The 20701-nt window shown below is 46.6% G+C and carries 17 protein-coding genes; 6 read left to right on the forward strand and 11 right to left on the reverse strand.

Annotation, left to right across the window (positions count from 1 at the left end; all coding sequences use genetic code 11):
- The first annotated feature begins 301 nt into the window (after nucleotides 1-301).
- From melR to galE, 6 genes are all read left to right on the forward strand, one after another.
- Nucleotides 302-1240 carry a transcriptional regulator MelR gene (gene melR, locus BZK41_RS19690; protein WP_003826064.1) on the forward strand — a complete coding sequence of 313 codons (939 nt, stop codon included), beginning with the start codon at nucleotides 302-304 and terminating at the stop codon, nucleotides 1238-1240.
- A gap of 193 nt (nucleotides 1241-1433) precedes the next feature.
- The gene (gene nhaC, locus BZK41_RS19695; protein ID WP_079939260.1) at nucleotides 1434-2894 is read left to right on the forward strand and encodes a Na+/H+ antiporter NhaC; all 1461 of its coding nucleotides are present in this window, start codon (nucleotides 1434-1436) and stop codon (nucleotides 2892-2894) included.
- Between the two features lie 123 nt (nucleotides 2895-3017).
- On the forward strand, nucleotides 3018-4190 hold the full coding sequence (locus tag BZK41_RS19700; RefSeq protein WP_079939261.1) for a PatB family C-S lyase: 1173 nt from the start codon (nucleotides 3018-3020) through the stop codon (nucleotides 4188-4190).
- Between the two features lie 155 nt (nucleotides 4191-4345).
- Nucleotides 4346-4981: a carbonic anhydrase gene (locus tag BZK41_RS19705; protein ID WP_043017275.1), complete on the forward strand. Its 636-nt coding sequence runs from the start codon at nucleotides 4346-4348 to the stop codon at nucleotides 4979-4981.
- Between the two features lie 207 nt (nucleotides 4982-5188).
- A complete protein-coding gene (locus BZK41_RS19710; protein ID WP_079939262.1) occupies nucleotides 5189-6127 on the forward strand; it encodes a hypothetical protein in 939 nt (312 codons plus the stop codon).
- A gap of 52 nt (nucleotides 6128-6179) precedes the next feature.
- A complete protein-coding gene (galE, locus tag BZK41_RS19715) occupies nucleotides 6180-7196 on the forward strand; it encodes a UDP-glucose 4-epimerase GalE (RefSeq protein WP_079939263.1) in 1017 nt (338 codons plus the stop codon).
- A gap of 46 nt (nucleotides 7197-7242) precedes the next feature.
- On the opposite strand, the gene BZK41_RS19720 is transcribed toward galE, so the two are convergent.
- The 11 genes from BZK41_RS19720 to BZK41_RS19770 are packed head-to-tail and all read right to left on the reverse strand — an operon-like array spanning nucleotide 7243 to nucleotide 20366.
- Complete coding sequence (locus BZK41_RS19720) at nucleotides 7243-8634, reverse strand: DUF4832 domain-containing protein (RefSeq protein ID WP_079939264.1); 1392 nt, start codon at nucleotides 8632-8634, stop codon at nucleotides 7243-7245.
- Between the two features lie 30 nt (nucleotides 8635-8664).
- Nucleotides 8665-9072, reverse strand: a complete 408-nt coding sequence (locus BZK41_RS19725) for a hypothetical protein (protein WP_079939265.1) — start codon at nucleotides 9070-9072, stop codon at nucleotides 8665-8667.
- Nucleotides 9073-9074: 2 nt separating this feature from the next.
- Nucleotides 9075-10187 (reverse strand): glycosyltransferase family 4 protein, encoded by a 1113-nt coding sequence (locus tag BZK41_RS19730; RefSeq protein WP_079939266.1) that lies wholly within the window; start codon nucleotides 10185-10187, stop codon nucleotides 9075-9077.
- Between the two features lies 1 nt (nucleotide 10188).
- A complete protein-coding gene (locus BZK41_RS19735) occupies nucleotides 10189-11400 on the reverse strand; it encodes a glycosyltransferase family 4 protein (RefSeq protein ID WP_079939267.1) in 1212 nt (403 codons plus the stop codon).
- Nucleotides 11401-11414: 14 nt separating this feature from the next.
- Nucleotides 11415-12404: a glycosyltransferase gene (locus BZK41_RS19740; RefSeq protein WP_079939268.1), complete on the reverse strand. Its 990-nt coding sequence runs from the start codon at nucleotides 12402-12404 to the stop codon at nucleotides 11415-11417.
- Nucleotides 12405-12408: 4 nt separating this feature from the next.
- Nucleotides 12409-13779, reverse strand: coding sequence for a capsular biosynthesis protein (locus tag BZK41_RS19745; RefSeq protein ID WP_079939269.1), 1371 nt, complete (start codon nucleotides 13777-13779; stop codon nucleotides 12409-12411).
- Nucleotides 13776-14987 carry an oligosaccharide flippase family protein gene (locus BZK41_RS19750; RefSeq protein ID WP_079939270.1) on the reverse strand — a complete coding sequence of 404 codons (1212 nt, stop codon included), beginning with the start codon at nucleotides 14985-14987 and terminating at the stop codon, nucleotides 13776-13778. The genes BZK41_RS19745 and BZK41_RS19750 overlap by 4 nt, the downstream gene beginning before the upstream one ends.
- Nucleotides 14984-17113: a tyrosine-protein kinase domain-containing protein gene (locus BZK41_RS19755; protein ID WP_079939271.1), complete on the reverse strand. Its 2130-nt coding sequence runs from the start codon at nucleotides 17111-17113 to the stop codon at nucleotides 14984-14986. Before BZK41_RS19755 ends, BZK41_RS19750 begins: the two co-directional genes overlap by 4 nt.
- A gap of 2 nt (nucleotides 17114-17115) precedes the next feature.
- Complete coding sequence (locus tag BZK41_RS19760) at nucleotides 17116-17673, reverse strand: polysaccharide biosynthesis/export family protein (RefSeq protein WP_079939272.1); 558 nt, start codon at nucleotides 17671-17673, stop codon at nucleotides 17116-17118.
- Nucleotide 17674: 1 nt separating this feature from the next.
- Nucleotides 17675-18961 carry an outer membrane beta-barrel protein gene (locus tag BZK41_RS19765; RefSeq protein ID WP_079939273.1) on the reverse strand — a complete coding sequence of 429 codons (1287 nt, stop codon included), beginning with the start codon at nucleotides 18959-18961 and terminating at the stop codon, nucleotides 17675-17677.
- Entirely contained in the window at nucleotides 18951-20366 is a 1416-nt protein-coding gene (locus BZK41_RS19770) for an undecaprenyl-phosphate glucose phosphotransferase (protein ID WP_079939274.1), read from the reverse strand. Before BZK41_RS19770 ends, BZK41_RS19765 begins: the two co-directional genes overlap by 11 nt.
- Nucleotides 20367-20701 lie beyond the last annotated feature (335 nt).

Genomic DNA, 20701 nt, shown 5'->3' on the forward strand with positions numbered 1-20701 from the left:
ATCAGCACTGCCTGATGGCGCTTCGCTTATCAGGCCTACGGCTTAAAGGCTTTAGTAGGCCGGATAAGCTTCCCGCGCCGCCATCCGTCAGGTACAACAAAGTCCCTTATGATTGAGCGCTTTTAAGATTAAAGCTCACCATTCCCGATATCTCAGATCGGCAAGCGACAGGCACAGGATCTGAGTTTTTGGGAATAACTTCGCGAAAATGGAGAGAAAACGACGTTTTTTTTCGGTTAAGCTATGTTCATGCTTTGGCGTTACCCCATGGCCGGAATCACTATCCAGGAACCCAACCATAATGGCAAAAAGTACCCCGCAGCTGCCGCTCGACCCACATATGTGTCGCAGCTATGAGAAAAAGTCGCGAAGTCCGCTGGCGCTCTATTCAGAGTATCAGCGTATGGATGTCGAACTGCGGGCGCCGCTGGCTATGACCTACAGCCACTGGCATGGTCAGGTTGAAGTGAACGTGCCATTTGATGGTGATGTGGAATATCTTTTTAATGACGAAGTGGTGAAGAGCAAACAGGGTTTTATCACCTTGTTCTGGGCCTGTACTCCCCATCAACTCACGGATGCCGGGCACTGTAAACAGATGGCCATCTTCAACTTACCGATGCATCTGTTTTTGTCCTGGCCACTGGACAGGGAGCTGATTAATCACGTGACCCACGGGATGGTGATTACTTCGTTGGCTTCACAGCAGCTGAGCGCGTTTGAAGTGCAGCGTTGGCAGAATGAACTCAATAGCGATAACGAACAAATTCGTCAGTTAGCCATTGATGAAATCGCGCTAATGCTCAAGCGCTTTAGCCTCGCTGGCTGGCGGCCGGTACTGGGTAATAAAACGTCGCGCACCCAGAAAAACAGTATTTCACGGCATTCACAGTTTTACGTCAGCCAGATGCTGGAGTTTATTGCCGCCAACTGTGACAAACAGCTTACGGTTGATGCTATTGCCGAACACGTTAAGCTCAATCCTAATTATGCGATGGGTATTTTTCATCGGGTGATGCAACTGACGATGAAACAGTATATTACCGCGATGCGCATCAACCATGTGCGGGCTTTACTCAGCGATACGGATAAAACAATTCTGGATATCGCTACAATTGCAGGATTTCGCTCCAGCAGTCGATTTTACAGCTCGTTCCATAAATACGTCGGTATGCCGCCGCAGCAGTATCGCAAATTGAGTCAACAACGCCGACATCATTCACCTTATGCCGAGGGGTAATTTATTCGCCAAACGTTCTCTTACCTTACTAATAAAATATAAGCACCAAAATAGCAGGTCAAAAAAAACAATCTGCCGCAGTTAATAAAATAGGGTTCAGCCATGAGCTCTGGCAACTATGTTACTCAGATATGAGTAACCTGTAGCAGGTATTTATTTGACGTGTTCAACCATTAACGATTGGGATGGAATTATGGAATTAAATAACTGCACCGCCAACAACAGAAAGCCATTGTCTTTCTTTTGGTCAGTTTTACCCATGGTAGTCATGCTGGGCGGGATTAGTGTCGGATATTTTATCTTCAATATTCGTGCTGAGCCCATGATCCTGATGGGAACGGCAACCGCCTCGTTTATCGCCATCGCTCACGGCTACACGTGGGATGACATTCTACAATCTATTTGCAATAAAATATCTGAAGCGCTGCCGGTCATATTAATCGTCGCCAGTATCGGTTTCTTAATTGGCGCATGGATGGTGTCAGGCACTATTCCAATGATGATTTATTATGGTCTGAAGTGGATTAACCCGCAGTATTTCTATATTTCGGCATTTATGCTGGGAGCACTGATCTCAGTATGCACCGGTACCTCCTGGGGTTCTATCGGGACCGTTGGTATTGCTATGATTGGCGTAGCGATTGGTCTGAATGTCTCGCTGCCCATTGCCGCTGGTGCCATTGTTTCAGGCTGCTGGTTTGGTGATAAGCTCTCACCGGTTTCTGATTCAACCAACATGGCTGCACTGGCTGCCGGGGTAAACCTGTACTCGCATATCGGCCATCTGCTGTGGACTACTGGCCCGGGTTTTATTATTTGCTGCGTCGTTTACAGCTATATGGGCATGGGCATTGATGCTTCCTCCAGCGCGCCAGACAATATTACCAACTTGATGAATTCTATTGGTCAGATTTATCACTTTAATATTCTACTACTGCTCCCGCCGATCATCGTTTTATATGGCTCACTGTCAAAAAGACCGCCCATTCCGATGCTCTTTTTATCTACGATAGTCTCAATGATTTTGGCGTTAGTCTTTCAGCAATTCACGGCATCCTCTGTCGGCGAATCCGTGGTCAGCGGCTTTAAGCTCGCAATGCTTACCGGAGATAATCTGCCGACACTGTCTTCCGATGTTTCCCGTTTACTGGAGCGAGGCGGCGCTATTTCAATGTTTAGCAGCTTCGTTACCGTCTTCAGCGCCTTCAGCTTTGCCGGGGCAATGAGTGCGACAGGCTCTCTGCACACCGTGATAAACGCGCTAACAAAAGGCGTTAAATCCACATTCCGCCTGGTGGCTACCACGATTGTGACAACATTTACCATCTGTGCCTGCACGGCAAATGGGACCTTGCCGCTGCTGCTGTGCGGTGATGCCTTTAAAGAGGAGTACAAAAAACGAGGGCTTGCGGCAAAAAACCTCTCGCGAACCACTGAAGATGCCGGAACTGTTGTCGAGCCGATTATCCCCTGGTCTGCCTCAGGCGTTTATTGCGCCACTATGCTGGGTGTTGCCACGCTTGATTATTTACCATGGGCAATCCTCTGTTACAGCGGCGTCATCTTTGCCCTACTGTGGGCGGCAACTGGTATTGGCATTGCTAAATATGAACCCGATGAAGCCACTGAGAATATGGTTGAGCAAAAATCATAGACTACTAAATAGCCAAATATAAACCATCACCAGGGTAAATTTAATATTTCTATTAGATATACATAAACATTCTTCGCTTTTGCGTTGCTTACACTATTTTCAGAGACTTTCCAGGAGTCAACAATGTCTTTGTTTGATGATATTGTCATAAGGGATGTTAATTGTCGCAAGTATGGGCAATTACAACAGATGTACGGTACCACCGATGTATTACCGCTGTGGATTGCAGATATGGATTTTGCGACACCAGAGCCAATCATGAGCACGCTGCATTCGGTGGTGTCGCAGCCGGTGCAAGGCTATAACCTGGATTACCCGCAATGGAAAGAATCTGTTATTCATTGGTATGCACAACAATATGATGCTGATATCAAGGTACACTGGTTACATTTTATTCCCGGTGTCATAAAAACTATCGTACTCTCTTTAATGGCGCTTACCCGTCCGGGCGATAATATTTTAACCTGTACGCCAATCTATGATCCCTACCCTAATCTGGTTAACACCAGCGGCAGGAATTTGATTCAAACTCGACTCATTGAGAAGAACGGGCACTATGAATTTGACTGGCATGATTTCAGCGAGAAACTAAAGCAGTGCAAAATGTTTTTGTTCCCATCGCCGCATAATCCCGGCGGTATGGTGTGGTCGCGGGAAACGCTGGAAAAAATAAGCCACTATTGCCAGCAGGCTGGCGTCATTATTCTGTCTGATGAAGTGCACAGTGATTTAACCCTGCTAGGCAAGCGCCACCTGCCGTTTTTTACTCTCGACGAAGCGACAGGTAGCCAGTCAATCGTGCTGACCTCAATCAGTAAAACCTTCAATACCGCGGCGATCCAGGGCGGAATCGCCATTATTAAAAATGATGACTTGCGCCATCAGTTCTATAGTTTCTTAGATAACTGCTACCTTGCAGAGACGCATTCATTGCAACAGGCGGCCATTTACAGCGCCTTTACCCATTGTGGCGACTGGCATCAGAAATTATTAGCCTATCTGGCCGACAATATAGCGTTTGTGAAAAGTGAAATTGAAAAACACTGTCCTTTGATCTCGATAGTGTATGGCGGCGCATCGTATCTCCTGTTTCTGAACGCGGAAAAAATGGGTCTCAGCGATGAACAGCTAAACGCTTTTTTTGTGCATGAAGCGAAGCTTGGCCTATCACCTGGCGCGCAATACGGCCCCGGTGGCGAGGGCCATATGAGGCTAAACGTTGGGTGCCCGCGCCCGGTACTGGTAGAAGCGATGAACCGACTTAAAATGGCGTACCAAAAACGGCAGAACGCGTAGCGCGCATCACACTATTTTGCCCCGCCACGGTGGGGCAAAATTATCCAAAGATGTTGCTGAACTGCTATAAAGTCTTTCTCTTCTGTCGGCTGGTGTTAAACTGGAAAGTGTGATCTTCATCATAACCTGCTTAAACAGAGACAAGAGACACTGCTATGCAACATATCATCGAGGGCTTCCTCAACTTCCAAAAAGAGATTTTCCCTCAACGCAAGGAACTCTTCCGCAGCCTGGCATCCAGCCAGAATCCTAAAGCGCTTTTCATCTCCTGTTCCGATAGCCGTCTGGTACCAGAACTCGTTACTCAGCAGGAGCCCGGACAGCTTTTCGTTATCCGCAACGCCGGTAATATCGTCCCCTCTTTCGGGCCGGAACCGGGTGGTGTATCCGCTACGATTGAATACGCGGTTGTCGCACTTGGCGTGACGGATATTGTCATCTGCGGACACTCCAACTGCGGCGCAATGAAAGCCATTGCCGATAGCCAGCCCCTGGATCCGATGCCCGCTGTCGCTCACTGGCTGCACTATGCCGATGCCGCGAAAGCCGTGGTCGATAAAAAGACCTGGGATAACCCAATCGATAAAGTTAACGCCATGGTGGAAGAGAACGTTATCGCACAGCTTAACAACATTAAAACGCATCCTTGTGTTGCGGTTGGGCTGCGCAATAATGCGCTTCGTCTGCACGGTTGGGTGTATGACATCGAAAGCGGTGAAATCCGTACCCTGGATAAAAACAGCAAAACCTACGTTTCCCTTGCAGATAACCCGCAGGTGCATTTCGAGTAATCCCACCACTGGAGCAAGGATGCTCTGGATAGCTTTTACCTACTTTTGTGCTATAGACAAAACACAAACTTGCGACTAGCTTTAAAATAGCTACTGGTGTTCCTGCATCGGTTTTCGCACATTTATAAAATATTGCGACAGGTCTCATGCACTGAGTACAGACAACTGTTCATACATGGTGCAGGCGATAATAAGGAGCCGGTACGAATGCAAGCAAAAATAAAAAGAATAATAAACATGTTATTTTATCATGAATCGTGGGATATCATGCTTATTAAGGATAATGGCACACACTTATTCCCTGATAACACCCTGGAGATATTAAGCAAATCCACTGCACAGCAGTTAAAAAAGAAATATACATTTCAGGCCGATCCTTTTCTGATTGAAAAGGACGATAAACTGTATGTTTTTTATGAAGCTTTTAGCTTTCGCAACTCAAAAGGCACGCTACGATGTCGCGTTCTTGATCGCGAACTGGTTGAACTTGATGATATTAGACTTGAGGGTTTTGATGACTTAATGTGTCATTTGTCATTCCCTTACCTGATTCATATCAACGATCAACTCTTCATGATCCCCGAGTCTTCAGAAAGAAAAGAGGTAATACTGTTTCAGTCAATAGAGTTCCCTGCGCGCTGGAAGCAAGTTAAAGTTTTAATCTCTGATACCGAATTAACTGACAACATATTTATCTCAGTTAATGAAACATGTTATCTTTTGTCCACCACGATGGATAATGAAATAATTATTCATTCGGCAGATCATCTTTACGGACAGTGGCAGCGAATTAATCCGGCATTGAAGGTAAGCAATCATCATCATCGGGGAGCGGGTGCCCCTTATCATGTTGATAACAGAATATTTTTCCTTACACAGGAATGCACGCCTGAAACTTATGGAAAATCAATCTATATCAAAGAATTAGTGACACTGAATGACGCTAATTTTGATGAGAATCTGATCGAACAAATCAATTCATCAATCAACCACAGTGACGGCGTCCACACGCTGAACTTCTCAAATAACTTTATTGTTTATGATACAAAAATAAACAAATTCAGCTTTTTATCTATACTTAAAAAAATATCTTATAAATGCATGGTTAAGTATCGCAACTATTACCTTACCAGGCGTTACCAATAACGCGTTCACTATGGTACTGGCGTGAATCAATCCCCGTTTATCTGGAGTCTGTATGGCAGTTCTGGTCACTGGTGGTGCAGGTTATATTGGTTCACATACTGTGTTAACGCTACTGGAAAGAGGCGATGATGTCGTTGTCATTGATAATCTGTCGAACGCTAGCCGAATCTCGCTTGACAGGGTCGCGGAACTCACCGGAAGAGAGCCCATTGTCTATATCGGTGATGTTCTCAACAGGCAGGCATTAAAAAACATTTTCGCCGACCATAACATCACCGATGTCATTCATTTTGCGGGGCTCAAATCGGTTTCAGAGTCGATAAAAGAGCCCCTCGCCTACTATGAAAACAACGTCACCGGTACGCTGGTTTTACTGGATGAGATGCTGGCCGCAGGCGTTAATCGATTCATTTTTAGCTCATCTGCTACGGTATATGGTAATCCGGAAAGCGTGCCGCTGAGCGAGCAATCGCGCACGGGTGGTACCACCAATCCATACGGCACGTCTAAGTTAATGGTCGAACAAATTCTGGCCGACTTCTCACGTGCACAGCCCGATTTTCGCATTACCTGCCTGCGCTATTTCAACCCGGTTGGCGCTCATCCATCGGGTCGTATTGGTGAAGATCCTAACGGTATCCCTAATAACCTGGTTCCGTATATCTCCCAGGTCGCGATTGGTAAGCTGGAAACCGTATCGGTGTACGGTAAGGATTATCCAACCCCTGATGGTACGGGTGTGCGTGACTATATTCACGTCATGGATCTGGCGACCGGTCATTTAGCCGCGCTGGATTGCCAGAACAAAGGCGCGGCTTATAAGGTGATTAATCTCGGTACCGGTGTCGGCTATTCCGTAATTAATCTGATTGAGGCATTTGAAAAAGCAGCGCAGACCAAAATTAACTATAAGTTTGTCGCCAGAAGACCCGGAGACATTGCCGAATGTTGGTCTGACCCATCGCTGGCATACAAAGAGCTAGGTTGGAAGGCCATCTACAACCTTGATGAAATGATGCGTGACACCTGGAACTGGCAAAAAAATAACCCAAATGGTTATAACATCTGATGTGCTCTGCAGCGAGCCTGACCATCAGGTTCGCTGCTGCGTCTGACTAGCGTACCGTTATTGTTGATACCCGGTACCAGCCGCTGCTCTGCTTCCCTTCATTGGCAAAGTTAATTCTTGCCACACCCGACTTATCCAGCATCGCAACCTCAATCGCGTATTGTCCTTTCGCCAATCGGCCTGGCATAGATAACGCATAACTGACCTGATACTTACCGGGGAACCAGCGGCGAATATCCTCCGTAGAATTCCCCTGTGCCACTACCTTATTGGCGTTGTCCACAACACGAAATGCCAGCATGTAAGGCAGATAAATCGGTGCGACACCCTCATTGTACCAGGTACTGTTCAATGTCAGCGTTTGCCCGCTATCCCATACGGACTCATGGCTCAGAGACGCCAGGCGAAACCGATAGCCCAATTTGGTCAGCGCATCGTCGACAATCGGTCGATAGTCGCTGGGTATCGCTCTCGATTTCAGGTTAATGGTACTGGCATGCTGTTTGACCGCCCAGTCAAAAATCCCCTGCACTTCAGCACGTGTATAGTGAAAGGTGTTCTTCCAGTCCTGCATATACGAGCAGATCTCCAGACTCACCGGCGCACGTTTCCAGGCGTCGTTGAACCCAGAATAACTCTGCTGCGCAGCCAGCAATCGCTGCGGGTAATCATCAGCCATATGGTTCCAGGAGTCCGAAAATACGCGCAGGTCTCCCCAACAGTCCGCACGCCACCCTGCCCCACGAGCCACCGCATTCGCCAGACTTTGTCCGCCGCTTATCAACATGATTTTTGGCGTCACCGGAAAAGCAGAAAAGTGCATCGCGACGTAGCGATCCAGCTGCGCCGTGGTATATCGCTCCAGTAATGGCTTCAGGTTCGGGAAGTTGCTGTTATGCCATTCTCCCCACGATCCCACCATACCAATATCAACAAATGCGAGGTTTTCATTGCCATCGTAGCGCTTACCAAATGCGTTCAACAGACGCTGGCTGTACTCAATAAACAGAGGATCGTCTAAATCCGGGACAAATGTCTTTTTATCTGGCGTCCAGGTGCCTTTCACGCCTTTTTTAATCAGCCAGTCAGGAATTTGCGAGCCGCTTTCCGGCTCCGCCAGTACCATAAACCGTAACCCGACGTTCATCGCAGGACGATGTGCCGCCGCGTATTTGAAGGCCTCATCCACCAACGCATAATTGTACTGGCCTTCGACTGGCTCCAGATCCCGCCAGTAAAAACGATCGTATTCAAATCCGGTATTGGGATAATCCGCCAGCTCCAGCGTTTCACCGTATCCCTGATGAAAACTTGCCACACCGATCCCTGGATTGGTCAGTGGGCCTGTCAATGCTTTGGGGGTAACGGTCGTTAATGCGGCCATGACCGTCAACGGAAAGAACATCAACAACAGCGCAGAAACCCATTTACACTTCATCGCAGCGACGCCTCTACAGGTTTATTAACGCTAGCGGTCTTTCAGGCTTAACCACCAGTCCCAGATACCTACGTGAAAATTTTGGAACACATCAATACCTAACGCGGATTTGATCATATACAGCGTCAGCAATACGCAGCAGGTGATGAACAACACGGCAATCAGCAGCAAAAAAGTGAGCAGCATTCTCGACAGGGTAGATTCCTGGCGATGCTGGCGACGTAAATCTCTGCCAAACAAAAAAACCAGATAATAACGCTTACTGAAAAAAGGAAAGCTTCGACGAATATCGATCTGATGCCGCGAAGCTAGCGTCGATGCCAGGATAGCATTTTCCACCTCTTCCTTTTGTTCAGGGGTCAACCCCTGCGCAATCGACTCATCAAGATGAGAATAAAATCGTTCGATGATGGGAGGACGATTTTGAGGACTGGTCAAAATTAGCCTATATCTTTATCAATGGAGTGATAGACGTTAACCGTCTTTTTGGCAATTTCATGCCAATTGTAGTTTTGTAAATATACACGATAGTCCACGCTATTGGTTGTCGCCCACTGGGTTAATTTTTCGGCCAAACCGGTCACATCTCCCACCTTAAAATACGCCTCGGCAGGCAGTTGAACTTCAAGGTTAGCCGGAATATCACTGACGACGGCAGGAAGAGAAAATGACATCGCTTCCAGTAACGCAATGGGCAATCCTTCATGGTATGAAGGCATCACAAACAGCCTGGCCTGCGAAAATACCGCTTGCAGCTCATCACCGCGTAAAAAACCAGTCATCACAACACCTGGCGTGTCGGCGGCAAGCTTTTTGAGTCGCACGCTATATTCGGTCGGATGATCAGCATCGCCAATTAACACTAACGGCATGGTCAAACCACTGCGCTGATAGGCGGCGATGGCATCATGCATCCCTTTTTCTTCCACAAATCGCCCAACCACCACGAGGTAGTTTTTCGGCTGTAGTCCAAAACGGGAGAGCGTACTGTCGATGGTGAGCTCTGATAACAATCGCGGCTCGTTTACGCCATTGTGAATTAAATGTGCATCATAGCGACCGTGTTTTTTCTGGATCAGTTGATTAATAACTTCAGAAATCACAATCACCTCGTTGGCATATCTCACCGCCCAACGTTCACCCAGCAGCAATATTTTTTTGGCTACGAATCCCCATTTCTGGCGATCGTAATCTGGCCCGTGGTGGGTAAAAACCACCTTCTTACCCATCACGCGTAAGAGCGGGATCACAAGGCCAGGGCCAATAGCATGGACATGCACAATATCCGAATGGTCGATACATGTCCTAAACGCCGCTATAACGGAATGGACAATAGCTTCCAGCGAGCGCTTTTTAGGTGCCCACAGCGCGTAGGTTTCGACTTTTTTATATACCGATCGTTTGTAATTTACATATGGCGAGCGAGCAATTACGCAAATATCAACGTCGAACTGCTGTTTAATCGCAGGATAAAGATTCTGACAGTGTGTCTCCACACCGCCCAGTACATCAGGAATACCACGCGTTCCAAAAACCGTTATTTTTTTACTCATACTATGGCCTGCTCAGCAGTTCTTTATAAAGTGCCTGTAGGGTATCCATATGTTTACTCAGCGCATACTTTTCACTCAACCGCGCTCGACCAAGTAAGCCCATATCCCGCGCCTTCTCTGGCGAGTCGGCCAGGGCGTCCATCGCATTGGCTAGCTCATGCACATTACCCGGTTCGAATAAAATCCCTTCGATACCGTCACGAATTTGTTCCGGGATACCGCCGATACGCGACCCAATAACCGGCTTGCCTAAGGACATCGCCTCTAATATCGCCATTGAACAGTTTTCATAGCATTCTGAAGGCAGGATCACCGCTCGCGCATGCTTAATAAGCTTGTCGAGGGCTTCCCCTTGTTGCACATAACCTAAAAACTCAACGTCCGGATATTTGGCGGCTAACTCATCGTGCAACGGACCGTGCCCCACAATTTTCAGCGGCGCTTTGTTCTGCATTTTTTCATGCGCCGCCAACAGTGTAGCCACACCCTTTTCACGACTCAGACGGCCAAAGTACAGCATATAGCCCTCATCGCTTACTTCGGCCAGGGCACGACTGTCATCGACGCCATTGACGATGACATCAATGCGCGAATTTGGCAGCGTGCGCAACAATACGCCGCGTAAAAAAACGCTTGGCGAAACGATCACATCCAGCGCCTGGTAATTTTGCGCAATATACTGCCAGGTTGCCTCCAGTGAGAGCAGTAAACTTTTTGAGGCTGAACCTTCCTGACAACGATACCTGAAGGCATTGAAAACCGTCCCGGTAATACAGGAATCACACACCTTGCCGTCGCGCAGCATGGAATACGCGGGGCACACAATCTTATAGTCATGCGCAGTCAGCACCGTTTTGCAGCCAAAATTGCGCGCAACTTTAATCAACGCCGGTGTTAACTGATGGTAGATGTTGTGAAAGTGGACAATATCCGGGCGCTCTTTTTCTAATAGCGCCAGCATTTTTTTGCAGGCCTGTGAATTATGAATAAAGCTAACCGCCGTTTTGATACCCCCCAGCAGATTGCTCGCTTTGTGGTAGTCCACATTACTGACAAAATAATCCGCATAGTCTGAAGGGAAATTTTTCTCATGCTGCATCGAGAAATCAATAACCTGCACTCCGGCCTGTTTCAGCATATCGCGCTCTTGAAAATAAACCGTTTCCGCGCCGCCTTTAATGAAAAAAAACTTATTCACTAATAAAACTTTCATTGCGCCAGCCTTAGTTATTCATGAATGATTTTACTGTCAGGCGGAGTCAACGGATCGCGTACAGGTTTAGTCAAGCCTTTAACCAGTCCGGCAGAAAGCACGGCCAGGTTCATTACGCTCTGCAATCCGTTCAATAACGATCGATTCTGCACGGTTTTCAGGACAATAAACGCAAGCAAGGGCAGAAATGCAATGTCGAAAAGTTCAAGATTGAAGGTTACAGCCGCAATAAACAAGGCAATCAGATAAACAGAAAAAATCGCCTCGTTCCTGACCATTTTTAACGCTTTGCCGAAATAAGGTTTTCCCCAGGCACAACGTAAAAGCTCACCCGGAGCCTGATAGTATCCACTTTTCCAGCGGTGCTTGAGCATCTGAAAAGTCGGCATGGTATGCGAGGTATGAATAAAATACGGAATATTCAGACGACGTAGTTTATAACCCGCATCGAGCAAGCGCAGGCCCAGTTCAGCTTCTTCATAAGCGTGCAAATTACGGTTGGTAAGATAACCAATTTTTTCAATTGCAGAGCGGCGATATAACCCGCCACCGCCTAAATGGTCACTATCCCCGAGTGGATAGATTTTATTAATGCGTTGCTTACGCGATTTAAATTCATAGTTTACAGCATCGTCCATTTCAACGGTTCCCGCAACGCCAGCATACTCCGGTTCAGCCTGCAAAAACGCGACGGCCTGATCCACAAAGCCCTCTTCCAGCTCCATGTCACCATCCATCAGTAACAGATATTCCCCTTCACTATACAGATAACCTAACTGATGCCCGACACCGCAGCAGCGATCCTCTGGGTTAGTTAAGGACACCACGGTCGCCCCTTTATCGATAGCAAGCTGTTGGGTGTTATCCGTTGACAGACTATCTGCCACTATAATTTTATGTGGATAATCAACAAGCTGTCGGCGAATACTGTCGATCGTTTTCTCAATACATTCAGATTCATTGAGTGTTTTAATACTCACTGAAATAAACGGTTTTTGGTCCATACAATTACCCTACACAGCGAAGGACGGTTCGACGAATCACTAAACTTGATCCTAGTGATAAATAGAACAGGAATTGTAACATCGGTGTAATCATCAGTATCTGGCTGTAAGGTAAGCTAATTAAGCAACTGATAGCAAAAGCGTTAAACGCCGGTGCAAAGCTCAATAACTGGAGATCCTGCTGGTCCAGTTGTTCAAGCGTAAGTAATGGCTTTGGCTGACAGACCTTAAGGATATAAATGAATAAGCTAATAAAGATTAATGTGCCGATCACCCCCACTTCCCACAGCAGCATACTCAGGGAAGTTGAGTCGAGAATTAAGTTATAGATGATATTCAAAAAGCCCGGCGACACAGTACTCCCGCTGTTAGTGGCGTTGAGCCCGTAACCAAATAACGTTCCGGAAAGCCCCCACAGATCGTTATTTTTCAACCAGAACAAGAACGTCGTAAAGCGCCCTAACTCCCCGGTAGACATAATGTAGTTCGGATCAAAAATATAGCTTAATGAGTCGATAAAAATACTTAACGAGCTTTTCGACGGATCGCCGCCAAACGCGGAAGAATAATAATACGCGAGGATCACAATCGACAGGCTAATAAGCAACAGCATTCCCGCCACAATAACCAACAACGTCTTCAGATTGACCTTACTAACGTCTTTGACGTAGCTCGGTGAGAGCCACACCCACGCCAGGAATATAGGCGATAGCAGGATGACGAACTTCACTTCGCCAATGATACAAAGTCCGATCCCCAGAACAATGTGCAACGCCATGGATTTAAACGTGGTCAGCCCATGCTTATACTCAGAGACTTTTAACAACATAATTAACAGGCAAAACAGGCCCATTGCGGCAGTGTTACCGCCCCCCATGGGGTCTCCGCCAAACGTGCCAACCACAGAGTCCCATTTCTCATCTTCACCACGCACCGCGACGCGCTGGGGAACGACCAGTAAAACCTGATAAATCATTACCGGGATCTGCGCGTAAAACACCCAATACAGATAGCGCGTTGCCCGATAAATCTGCGATTCCCGGCAAAATCCCAGCAGCAAACAGATCATCACCAGCGACAATGCAATTTCGTTTTTAAATGCCACAATCGCAACGGTGATCCCGCCCTGAATCAACGTCGATGTTCCAGCCAGTACCAGGAACGAGAAATACAACGCCAGGACAATCGTCTCCTGCGCATCCAGTTGCAGCGAGCCATCACGCGTCTGCATAACCAATAATCCCACCATCAATAAGGTGAGGAAAAAAGGTATCCACAGCACTGACTGCATGCCGGTAAAGTATTGCACCAGGCCACAGAGGATCAACGTGACAAAGGTATAAACCTGTAAATAGTATCCGGTATTCAGCGTCATAGTATCACCGGCTTGTCTTTCAGGAGATTGGCCCGCTTATTCATTTTCAGATAAATGAAGGCGTAGCGAATAAATGTCAGTGAAGAAAACAAGATGACCGACGTTGCATAATCTTTATAAAAATAGGGCGTCACGACAAAAGCGAATAGTACAATCGCCAGCTGTTCCAGTTGGATACGCAGAAAATAGCGATGAGAACCAAAAATAAGCTCTATTACCGTCAGAGGGCTTATCGCCAGCGCAGGGAATAAATAGGGCAGCATGTAGCGCGACGTCTCAATGGAGTTTATCCAGTCTTCGCTAAAACCGAGTCGCATCACAATCGGATAGAAAATAAAAACCCCAAGAGTACAGATAACCCCTAGTACCAGCAATAGCATACGTACCCTGGTATACTCCTGATAGTTAAAGGTATTATTTCTGAAGTCGATGGACCACTTGGAAAAAATAGTATTGCGTACCGCGTTGCCGATGATCACCACCGGCGCCAGGCAAAAGCGGCTAACCACGGAAAAATAACCCGCAGTCAGCGCCGAGAACCAAAAGTTAATCAGCATAATCGGCAAATTGCTGCTGGCCATCGCCAGCACTTCCGCACTGCCCACTTTGGTAATGTGATGAATATTCTGTTTGAAAAAATGCCAATTACTGGCGGGTCTCAAATGTCTGGCCGCCACCGAACGAATATCAAACGAATGCAAAATACAGCTTATGGTCAGCACCATCGTCGCGCAGGCCCACGACCAATAAAACAATTGCACATGGTGCGTAAGAAGCACGGAAAGCACAACGACCACAGAAACAGAAATGCGCTGGAAGATCAGAAAACGAAAGTTAGCCGTGCGTAGAGACAGGTTTTCCGAGATTAAAACCCACGCCGTTGCCAGCGTCAGCAAATAGAGAAACAGGATGTTCTGGTGAAACAGCCACGCGGTGAGTGCGGCGTAAGGTAAGGCAATGATCGTGCTTTGTATTAAGCAAAACACGACATTCTGCACCAGTTCGTCATCCTGCTGTTTAGGAATTAGCAGCTGTGATGCAAAGGTACACACCTGAGCGCCCACCACGGCGATGCTGTAATTGAGCGCATAAAGCCCCACTTCAGCCATATCGTACTTGTGTGAAATCAACCAAATAGACAGTGCACCAATCAACTGCGAGATGACTGATGAACCGGCTATCGTGGAAGCGCTCTTCAGTAGACTCATACGCGGCCTGGCGTTGCCATCAGTTGATCGGTACTGAAGTTCAGTGAACGCAGACCCTCTTGCGTCTCAAGATCCTTTTCTTCAACTGCATTGAGCACCGCACCAATCACCACGCCGTTATTTTCCTCGATCTTATCCAGTGCGTTGGCGATTTGTCCCGCCGACCCCACCCCGGCTTTCACAATGAAAACAATCCCATCAACGGCACGTTTGATCAGTTGAACATCCTGACTCTGATTCACAGCAGCAACATCAATAATGATGCGCTGATAATGCGATTTCAACTCGCGCATTAAGAGTTCAACATGCTCCGAAGACAGCATCAGTAAAGATGAGATTGTGCTCTTGCCGTGTGGAATAAAGTCGAGATTATCACTGAGTTTGATCCGCGCCTGTTCAAGCTCTGTCTCCCCGCGCAGCAGTTCCGCTAAGCCTGCGGATGTAGCTGACGCCAGCTCGGATGTGAGCCCACCAGTGTTAAAGAAATCCGCATCAATAAGCAGTGTTTTCTGGTCGAAACTAAAAGAGTTAGCTAACAGATTCGCCAACAATGAACGCCCATCGCCGTGCTCCGTCGACGCCACGGCGAGCGTCTGTAAAGGTCGATTATCCAGCATAATCCGGGTACGGATACCGTGCACAATATCGGCATTCAGCGGGTTCTTCATGATCATGTCCCGCACCTGCGCGCGCCCAGAGGTTCCGCTAAAACGACGAATTTCACCCAGCGGAACAACATTGAGCCGTTTTTTCATGCGACTGAGGGTACCGATTGAGTTATCCATTGCCGCTTTGACAATGAAATACATGATGCTGAACACCACCACCAGCATGACCACCATCAGCAACAGCAGTGATTTATTCGGTTTCGCCGGTTTTAACGCGGGTACCGCAGGGTCGTATAACACCGCATCGGCATTCACGCCGGACAGCGACAGCTCCTGAGTACGTTGATAAAGCGATTTATACAGGTCTTCCATTTTATCTAACGACAGCTTTTGACTGTTCCAGACATCCCGTTTTGACGCCATTTTCTGGAAGATCTCTTTCTGCTCAGCCACCTGCTGTTGATAGTTTTTTTCGTCCGCCAGCGCTGCCAGATATTGCTGACGTAAACCGACCTTCAGCTCACCCAATACCCGTCCAGTCTGGTTTTGGATCGACTGAACATCAGCCTCTGCTTTTAAAATGGCTGGATTTTTTGGCCCATAGACTTTACGCTGTTCGGACAACGTTCGTTGCGCCTGAATCAACGCAATGCGCAAATCCTGGATCTGAGCATGGTTAGAGACCGAAGGCAGCGAGATAACGCTCTCAATGGACTTACCTCCCCCGTTTACCTCGTTATAGACGGATTCAGCGGCAACCCGACGCTGGGTTGCATCGGCCAGGCGATTGGTTACGATACTTAACTGCTCGGTTTCAAAACCATCGATTCCGCGGAAGGTCAGCAGCCCGGCATTTTTCAGATAGCTGTCCATCTCGTCTTTTTGCCTGGCTATCGATTTCTGAATCTCTTCCATTTTTTCAAAATTCAGTTCGCGAGCTTTCTCCATCTTCAGGCGTTTTTGCTCCACCGTGTAGTTGATGAAAGCCTGCGCGACGCCATTCGCAATGTCAGCCGCTTCCTGAGGGGACGTTGATTCATAGGTAATAGACGCCAGGTTCGTCGTACGAATTCCAATGACATTCAGATTTTTCGACAGCGTTTTCAGCGCTTGCTCCATTCTCAGTTGCCGACTTTCATTGCTATCGGCCCCCTGAGCACTGGCTTTTTCCCCGGTAAATTCCGGGTTTTCATCCAGTTTCATATCACGTACGGCTTGCTCCAGCACGATACGTGAATGCATCAACGCATATTGTGTTTCGTAGTAACCACTGCGCGTTGAATCGAAACCATCAACCTGTGGAAACGGAGAAACATTATCAGCCTGCGCCTTAATCAGCACCGTCGCCGTTGAAACATACTTTGAGGACATCATGCTGATTAACGGATACGCGACAACCCCGGCAACAATACCGGCCAGCGCAATTTTCCAGGCGTTCTTTTTCAGCTCTTTAGCAAAGCGGGAGAATTCGACACTGCTTTCTCGTTTTTTGCCGTTTTCCACTATTGATAGTTTCATCGTCAGAAGAACCCCATGCCAATAATCACGACATCCCCAGGATGAACAGAGTGCGTTAAATCGACATTCTCAAGCAGCTGATTGCTCCCTGACAGGCGAATGTTGATATCTTTTCGGTCAGCACGATCTGTAAATCCACCCGCCTGCGCAATAGATTTCTCGACGGTAAGCCCTGGCTCATAGGCGAAGCCATTCGGACTTTTCACCTCGCCAGAAACATAATATTTACGGAACTCGGCAATACTCACCGTCACCATCGGAGTTGTAAAATAATCTCCGGTCAGGCGTTGAGTTAATTCGTTGGTCACTTGATCGACAGTTTTATCTTTTAATTTAAGAGCGCCAACAAACGGGAAATTGATCTCCCCACTCTTATCCAAAATAAATCGCATCGTCATATCGGGTTGACCATGAACAGCGATATTGACAGTATCCCCTGCCCCAAGTCGGTAATCCTGCTGAACAGTTGCAGGATCGTCCATTAATCGCGGGCTGGACGTTGTGCATCCGACCATCAGGATACTGAATAGCAAAACCGCGCACAGTTCTATTATTTTCATTTTAGATCTGAACCTTAGCTTTAAGCATAATCATAGAATTATCATAACCCAACGTTCTAATGACTTCCTGATTGTCGTTGGGACCGATATAAAACGAGTCAGTATCCTTATTCGAATTTAATGTATCTATCTGATATTTAATCTCAAAATTAACAGATGGTGTGTAGTCATAGCTCATGGTGACGCTAAACACGCCATCTTTATCATGTCGATCCTTGTTCTGTTTTTTATAGTCTTCCGAAGTGAATGAGTAGTCCAATAAAGTAGAAAAACGAGTGCCTAACCAGAAATGCTGGTAAGAAAGGCCATACTGGGTCACCAGAATATATCCCCCAACTTCCGACGGGTCTTTAATGCTTTGAGCAGAGTGGGCCGTGAAAACAGACTGCTGTAACGGCTTCCACTCCGCTTTTATGTCCCAGTTTAGACCATTAAAATCATGCGAGTTTGCGTTGTTTTCAAATGTTTTATACAGCCATGAAATATTCATGTCGACATTGGTTTTCCCCGTCAACTGCGACTTCAGGCCATACAGCAAATAATACTCATTAGTGTCTTTATCTGAGTTGTTATCATAACGACGCTGGTTAGTAATAAAGCTATAGCGAAAGCGCGTTCTGGATGAGTATTGGTCAAAAACTTCCGCTATCAGGCTATTTTCATGCCATTCCTGTTCCTGAATATAATTGTAGAAGTCTTCACTACTGTCCTGAGCATCAGAAGTGTTACCGAAAGTCAGTTTTTTGTATAACAACGCCAGTTCCGCTTTGCCGCGACCATCAGGTGCACCGTAGCTGTAGCGCAATTCACTATTGATAAAATTCGTCGTCAGCGGAGATTTAATCCCATACTGTTCAAACTGGCTCGGTAAAAAACCCTCAGTGATACCACGGCCACGGGATTCATGCCCAAGCGAATCCTCCAGATTGAGGGTTAAGCCATGCTTGAGCCCATACCGCCAGGCACCGTTAAAACGAAAAAAATGATCGTTGTAGTTATCAGCGGAATCGCTTGAGTAGTTACGATAATCTCCGGAGTACATCAGCAAATACTTATCCTGGCCACGCTCTCCAATCATACTCAGAACGGGCGCCGCACTCTGAAACGAGGAACCGATAGCATCGCTGCTATGTGGCTGATAAGACACGTTATCATTATAACCATAGTCCACAGCGACCTTGCCCTGGAAGTCTATCCCCGCAAAGCCAATGTGTGATTTCGGTGTTAAATCAGCCCATGCGGACTGCGATATCACGATCCCGGTAATAACGAGTAATTTAGTATGCATTCTTACCGACAAATCCTTTGAAAATAGTTTTAATAATAATTTTTATATCCAGCCATAACGACCAGTTTTGAATGTACTCAATATCGTACTGAACCCTTTTTTCCATCTTATAAAGCGCATCGATTTCCCCGCGGAACCCGTTGATCTGCGCAAGCCCAGTGATCCCTGGCTTAACTTTATGGCGAATCATGTAATTTTCGACCTGTTTGCGGTACTGCTCATTATGCGTAACCGCATGAGGCCTGGGACCGACAATCGACATACTTCCCTGCAAAACGTTAATAAATTGCGGAAGTTCATCCAGCGAAGTGCGACGTAAAAAGCTCCCGAATTTGGTTACCCGCGGATCGTTTTTAGTGGCCTGAATAACCGTATCGGAATTCTCCATGACGCGCATAGAACGAAACTTCCAGACCTTAATTTTTTGCCCACTCAAGCCATAGCGGTCCTGTTTGAAAAAAACCGGCCCACGGGACGTGAGTTTGATACCAATGGCAATCGCCAGCATCAGGGAGGAAATCATCACCATAATGATACTGCCAAGAACCAGATCTTCCGCCCGCTTAATAAACGAGCCCGCCCCTTCAAACGGTGAACTAAAGATACCGATAGTTTGCAGGTTATGGATGGAGCGTAACTTGGACATGTTGTTACTGTAGGTATAAAAGTCAGGGACAATATAGGTATCTACGGTGGTGTCTGACATCATGGCCAAAAAGTGACGAATGCGATGTAAAGCAACCATCGGTAAAGCAATATAGATTTCGTCTATGTTTCCCTTCTTGGCTTCCTCGACCAGATTGATCACCGGACCACGGAAGGGGCTTTTCACCTTATCTACGATATCGCCGCAGCGGGATAAGGCGCGCTCATCATAAAAAGCCAGATCTAATGTGATATTGGCATATTCATTCATTAGCGCGTTTTCTGCAGCCAGACCATTGTCGGTCAGACCAATAATCGCCACGCGTATACTCTTTTTCGTTGAATACTTAAAAATAAAAAAGCGAATGTAATAAAGAAAAGGTAATGGGATGAAGTACCAGTAAATAATGGCTGAATAAAAAGGGGAAGGCAGTCTGTCTAAGTAGCCCAGTGACTCAGGTTCAGCCACCGTCATACTGACCAGTTCGTTAAAAAAAATCGCCAGTAACGTACAAAAAACCAACCGTTTTTGATTACGCAAACCGATCGTCTTAATCTTTTGCTGGTACATTTTAATGTATTCAGCAAACAGCAAAAAAAAGACTGAGAAGAGAAGACTCAAAATGGCAATGGTGTTAAATGGCGCCAGACCTAACAGATGGGCGCTAAAAACCAACGTCGCATTGATTACAATGAAATCGACCAGTTTTAAAAAGACTGGATATCCCTGGCTGCTAATCTTTAGCGATTTTTTAAGCATATCTCAGCCCATTATTTATTGATCTTTAATTGTTTTTTTCTCATTTATGTTGCTAATTATATCACAAGTCTAAAAAACGCAATGGCACATTGTCAGTAAATGTAAAAAATAATATCTCTTACTGTGACAAACATCCCAGGCGCAATCATATCTATATGATTTTGATGAGGATTGAGTCAAGAAAAGTTTTAGCCAATTCAGCAAAAAAGATGACTTTTAACAACACTTTTGCCATTGACAGGTAACAATTCGTGGTCTATGAAAAAGTAATTTATGTATGATAAATAACGCAAAAGTTTAGTTTGATTGACGCTAAATTGTCGCAGAATTGCTGT

Origin of the sequence: Citrobacter sp. A316, from assembly GCF_002042945.1 — a bacterium.
In the GTDB taxonomy this organism is placed as follows: domain Bacteria; phylum Pseudomonadota; class Gammaproteobacteria; order Enterobacterales; family Enterobacteriaceae; genus Citrobacter; species Citrobacter portucalensis.

What these genes read in the sequence shown, in the direction of transcription:
- melR (WP_003826064.1), top strand. Translation starts at nt 302, where the DNA reads ATGGCAAAAAGTACCCCGCAGCTGCCGCTCGACCCACATATGTGTCGC.
- nhaC (WP_079939260.1), top strand. Translation starts at nt 1,434, where the DNA reads ATGGAATTAAATAACTGCACCGCCAACAACAGAAAGCCATTGTCTTTC.
- BZK41_RS19700 (WP_079939261.1), top strand. Translation starts at nt 3,018, where the DNA reads ATGTCTTTGTTTGATGATATTGTCATAAGGGATGTTAATTGTCGCAAG.
- BZK41_RS19705 (WP_043017275.1), top strand. Translation starts at nt 4,346, where the DNA reads ATGCAACATATCATCGAGGGCTTCCTCAACTTCCAAAAAGAGATTTTC.
- BZK41_RS19710 (WP_079939262.1), top strand. Translation starts at nt 5,189, where the DNA reads ATGCAAGCAAAAATAAAAAGAATAATAAACATGTTATTTTATCATGAA.
- galE (WP_079939263.1), top strand. Translation starts at nt 6,180, where the DNA reads ATGGCAGTTCTGGTCACTGGTGGTGCAGGTTATATTGGTTCACATACT.
- BZK41_RS19720 (WP_079939264.1), bottom strand. Translation starts at nt 8,634, where the DNA reads ATGAAGTGTAAATGGGTTTCTGCGCTGTTGTTGATGTTCTTTCCGTTG.
- BZK41_RS19730 (WP_079939266.1), bottom strand. Translation starts at nt 10,187, where the DNA reads ATGAGTAAAAAAATAACGGTTTTTGGAACGCGTGGTATTCCTGATGTA.
- BZK41_RS19735 (WP_079939267.1), bottom strand. Translation starts at nt 11,400, where the DNA reads ATGAAAGTTTTATTAGTGAATAAGTTTTTTTTCATTAAAGGCGGCGCG.
- BZK41_RS19740 (WP_079939268.1), bottom strand. Translation starts at nt 12,404, where the DNA reads ATGGACCAAAAACCGTTTATTTCAGTGAGTATTAAAACACTCAATGAA.
- BZK41_RS19745 (WP_079939269.1), bottom strand. Translation starts at nt 13,779, where the DNA reads ATGACGCTGAATACCGGATACTATTTACAGGTTTATACCTTTGTCACG.
- BZK41_RS19750 (WP_079939270.1), bottom strand. Translation starts at nt 14,987, where the DNA reads ATGAGTCTACTGAAGAGCGCTTCCACGATAGCCGGTTCATCAGTCATC.
- BZK41_RS19755 (WP_079939271.1), bottom strand. Translation starts at nt 17,113, where the DNA reads ATGAAACTATCAATAGTGGAAAACGGCAAAAAACGAGAAAGCAGTGTC.
- BZK41_RS19760 (WP_079939272.1), bottom strand. Translation starts at nt 17,673, where the DNA reads ATGAAAATAATAGAACTGTGCGCGGTTTTGCTATTCAGTATCCTGATG.
- BZK41_RS19765 (WP_079939273.1), bottom strand. Translation starts at nt 18,961, where the DNA reads ATGCATACTAAATTACTCGTTATTACCGGGATCGTGATATCGCAGTCC.
- BZK41_RS19770 (WP_079939274.1), bottom strand. Translation starts at nt 20,366, where the DNA reads ATGCTTAAAAAATCGCTAAAGATTAGCAGCCAGGGATATCCAGTCTTT.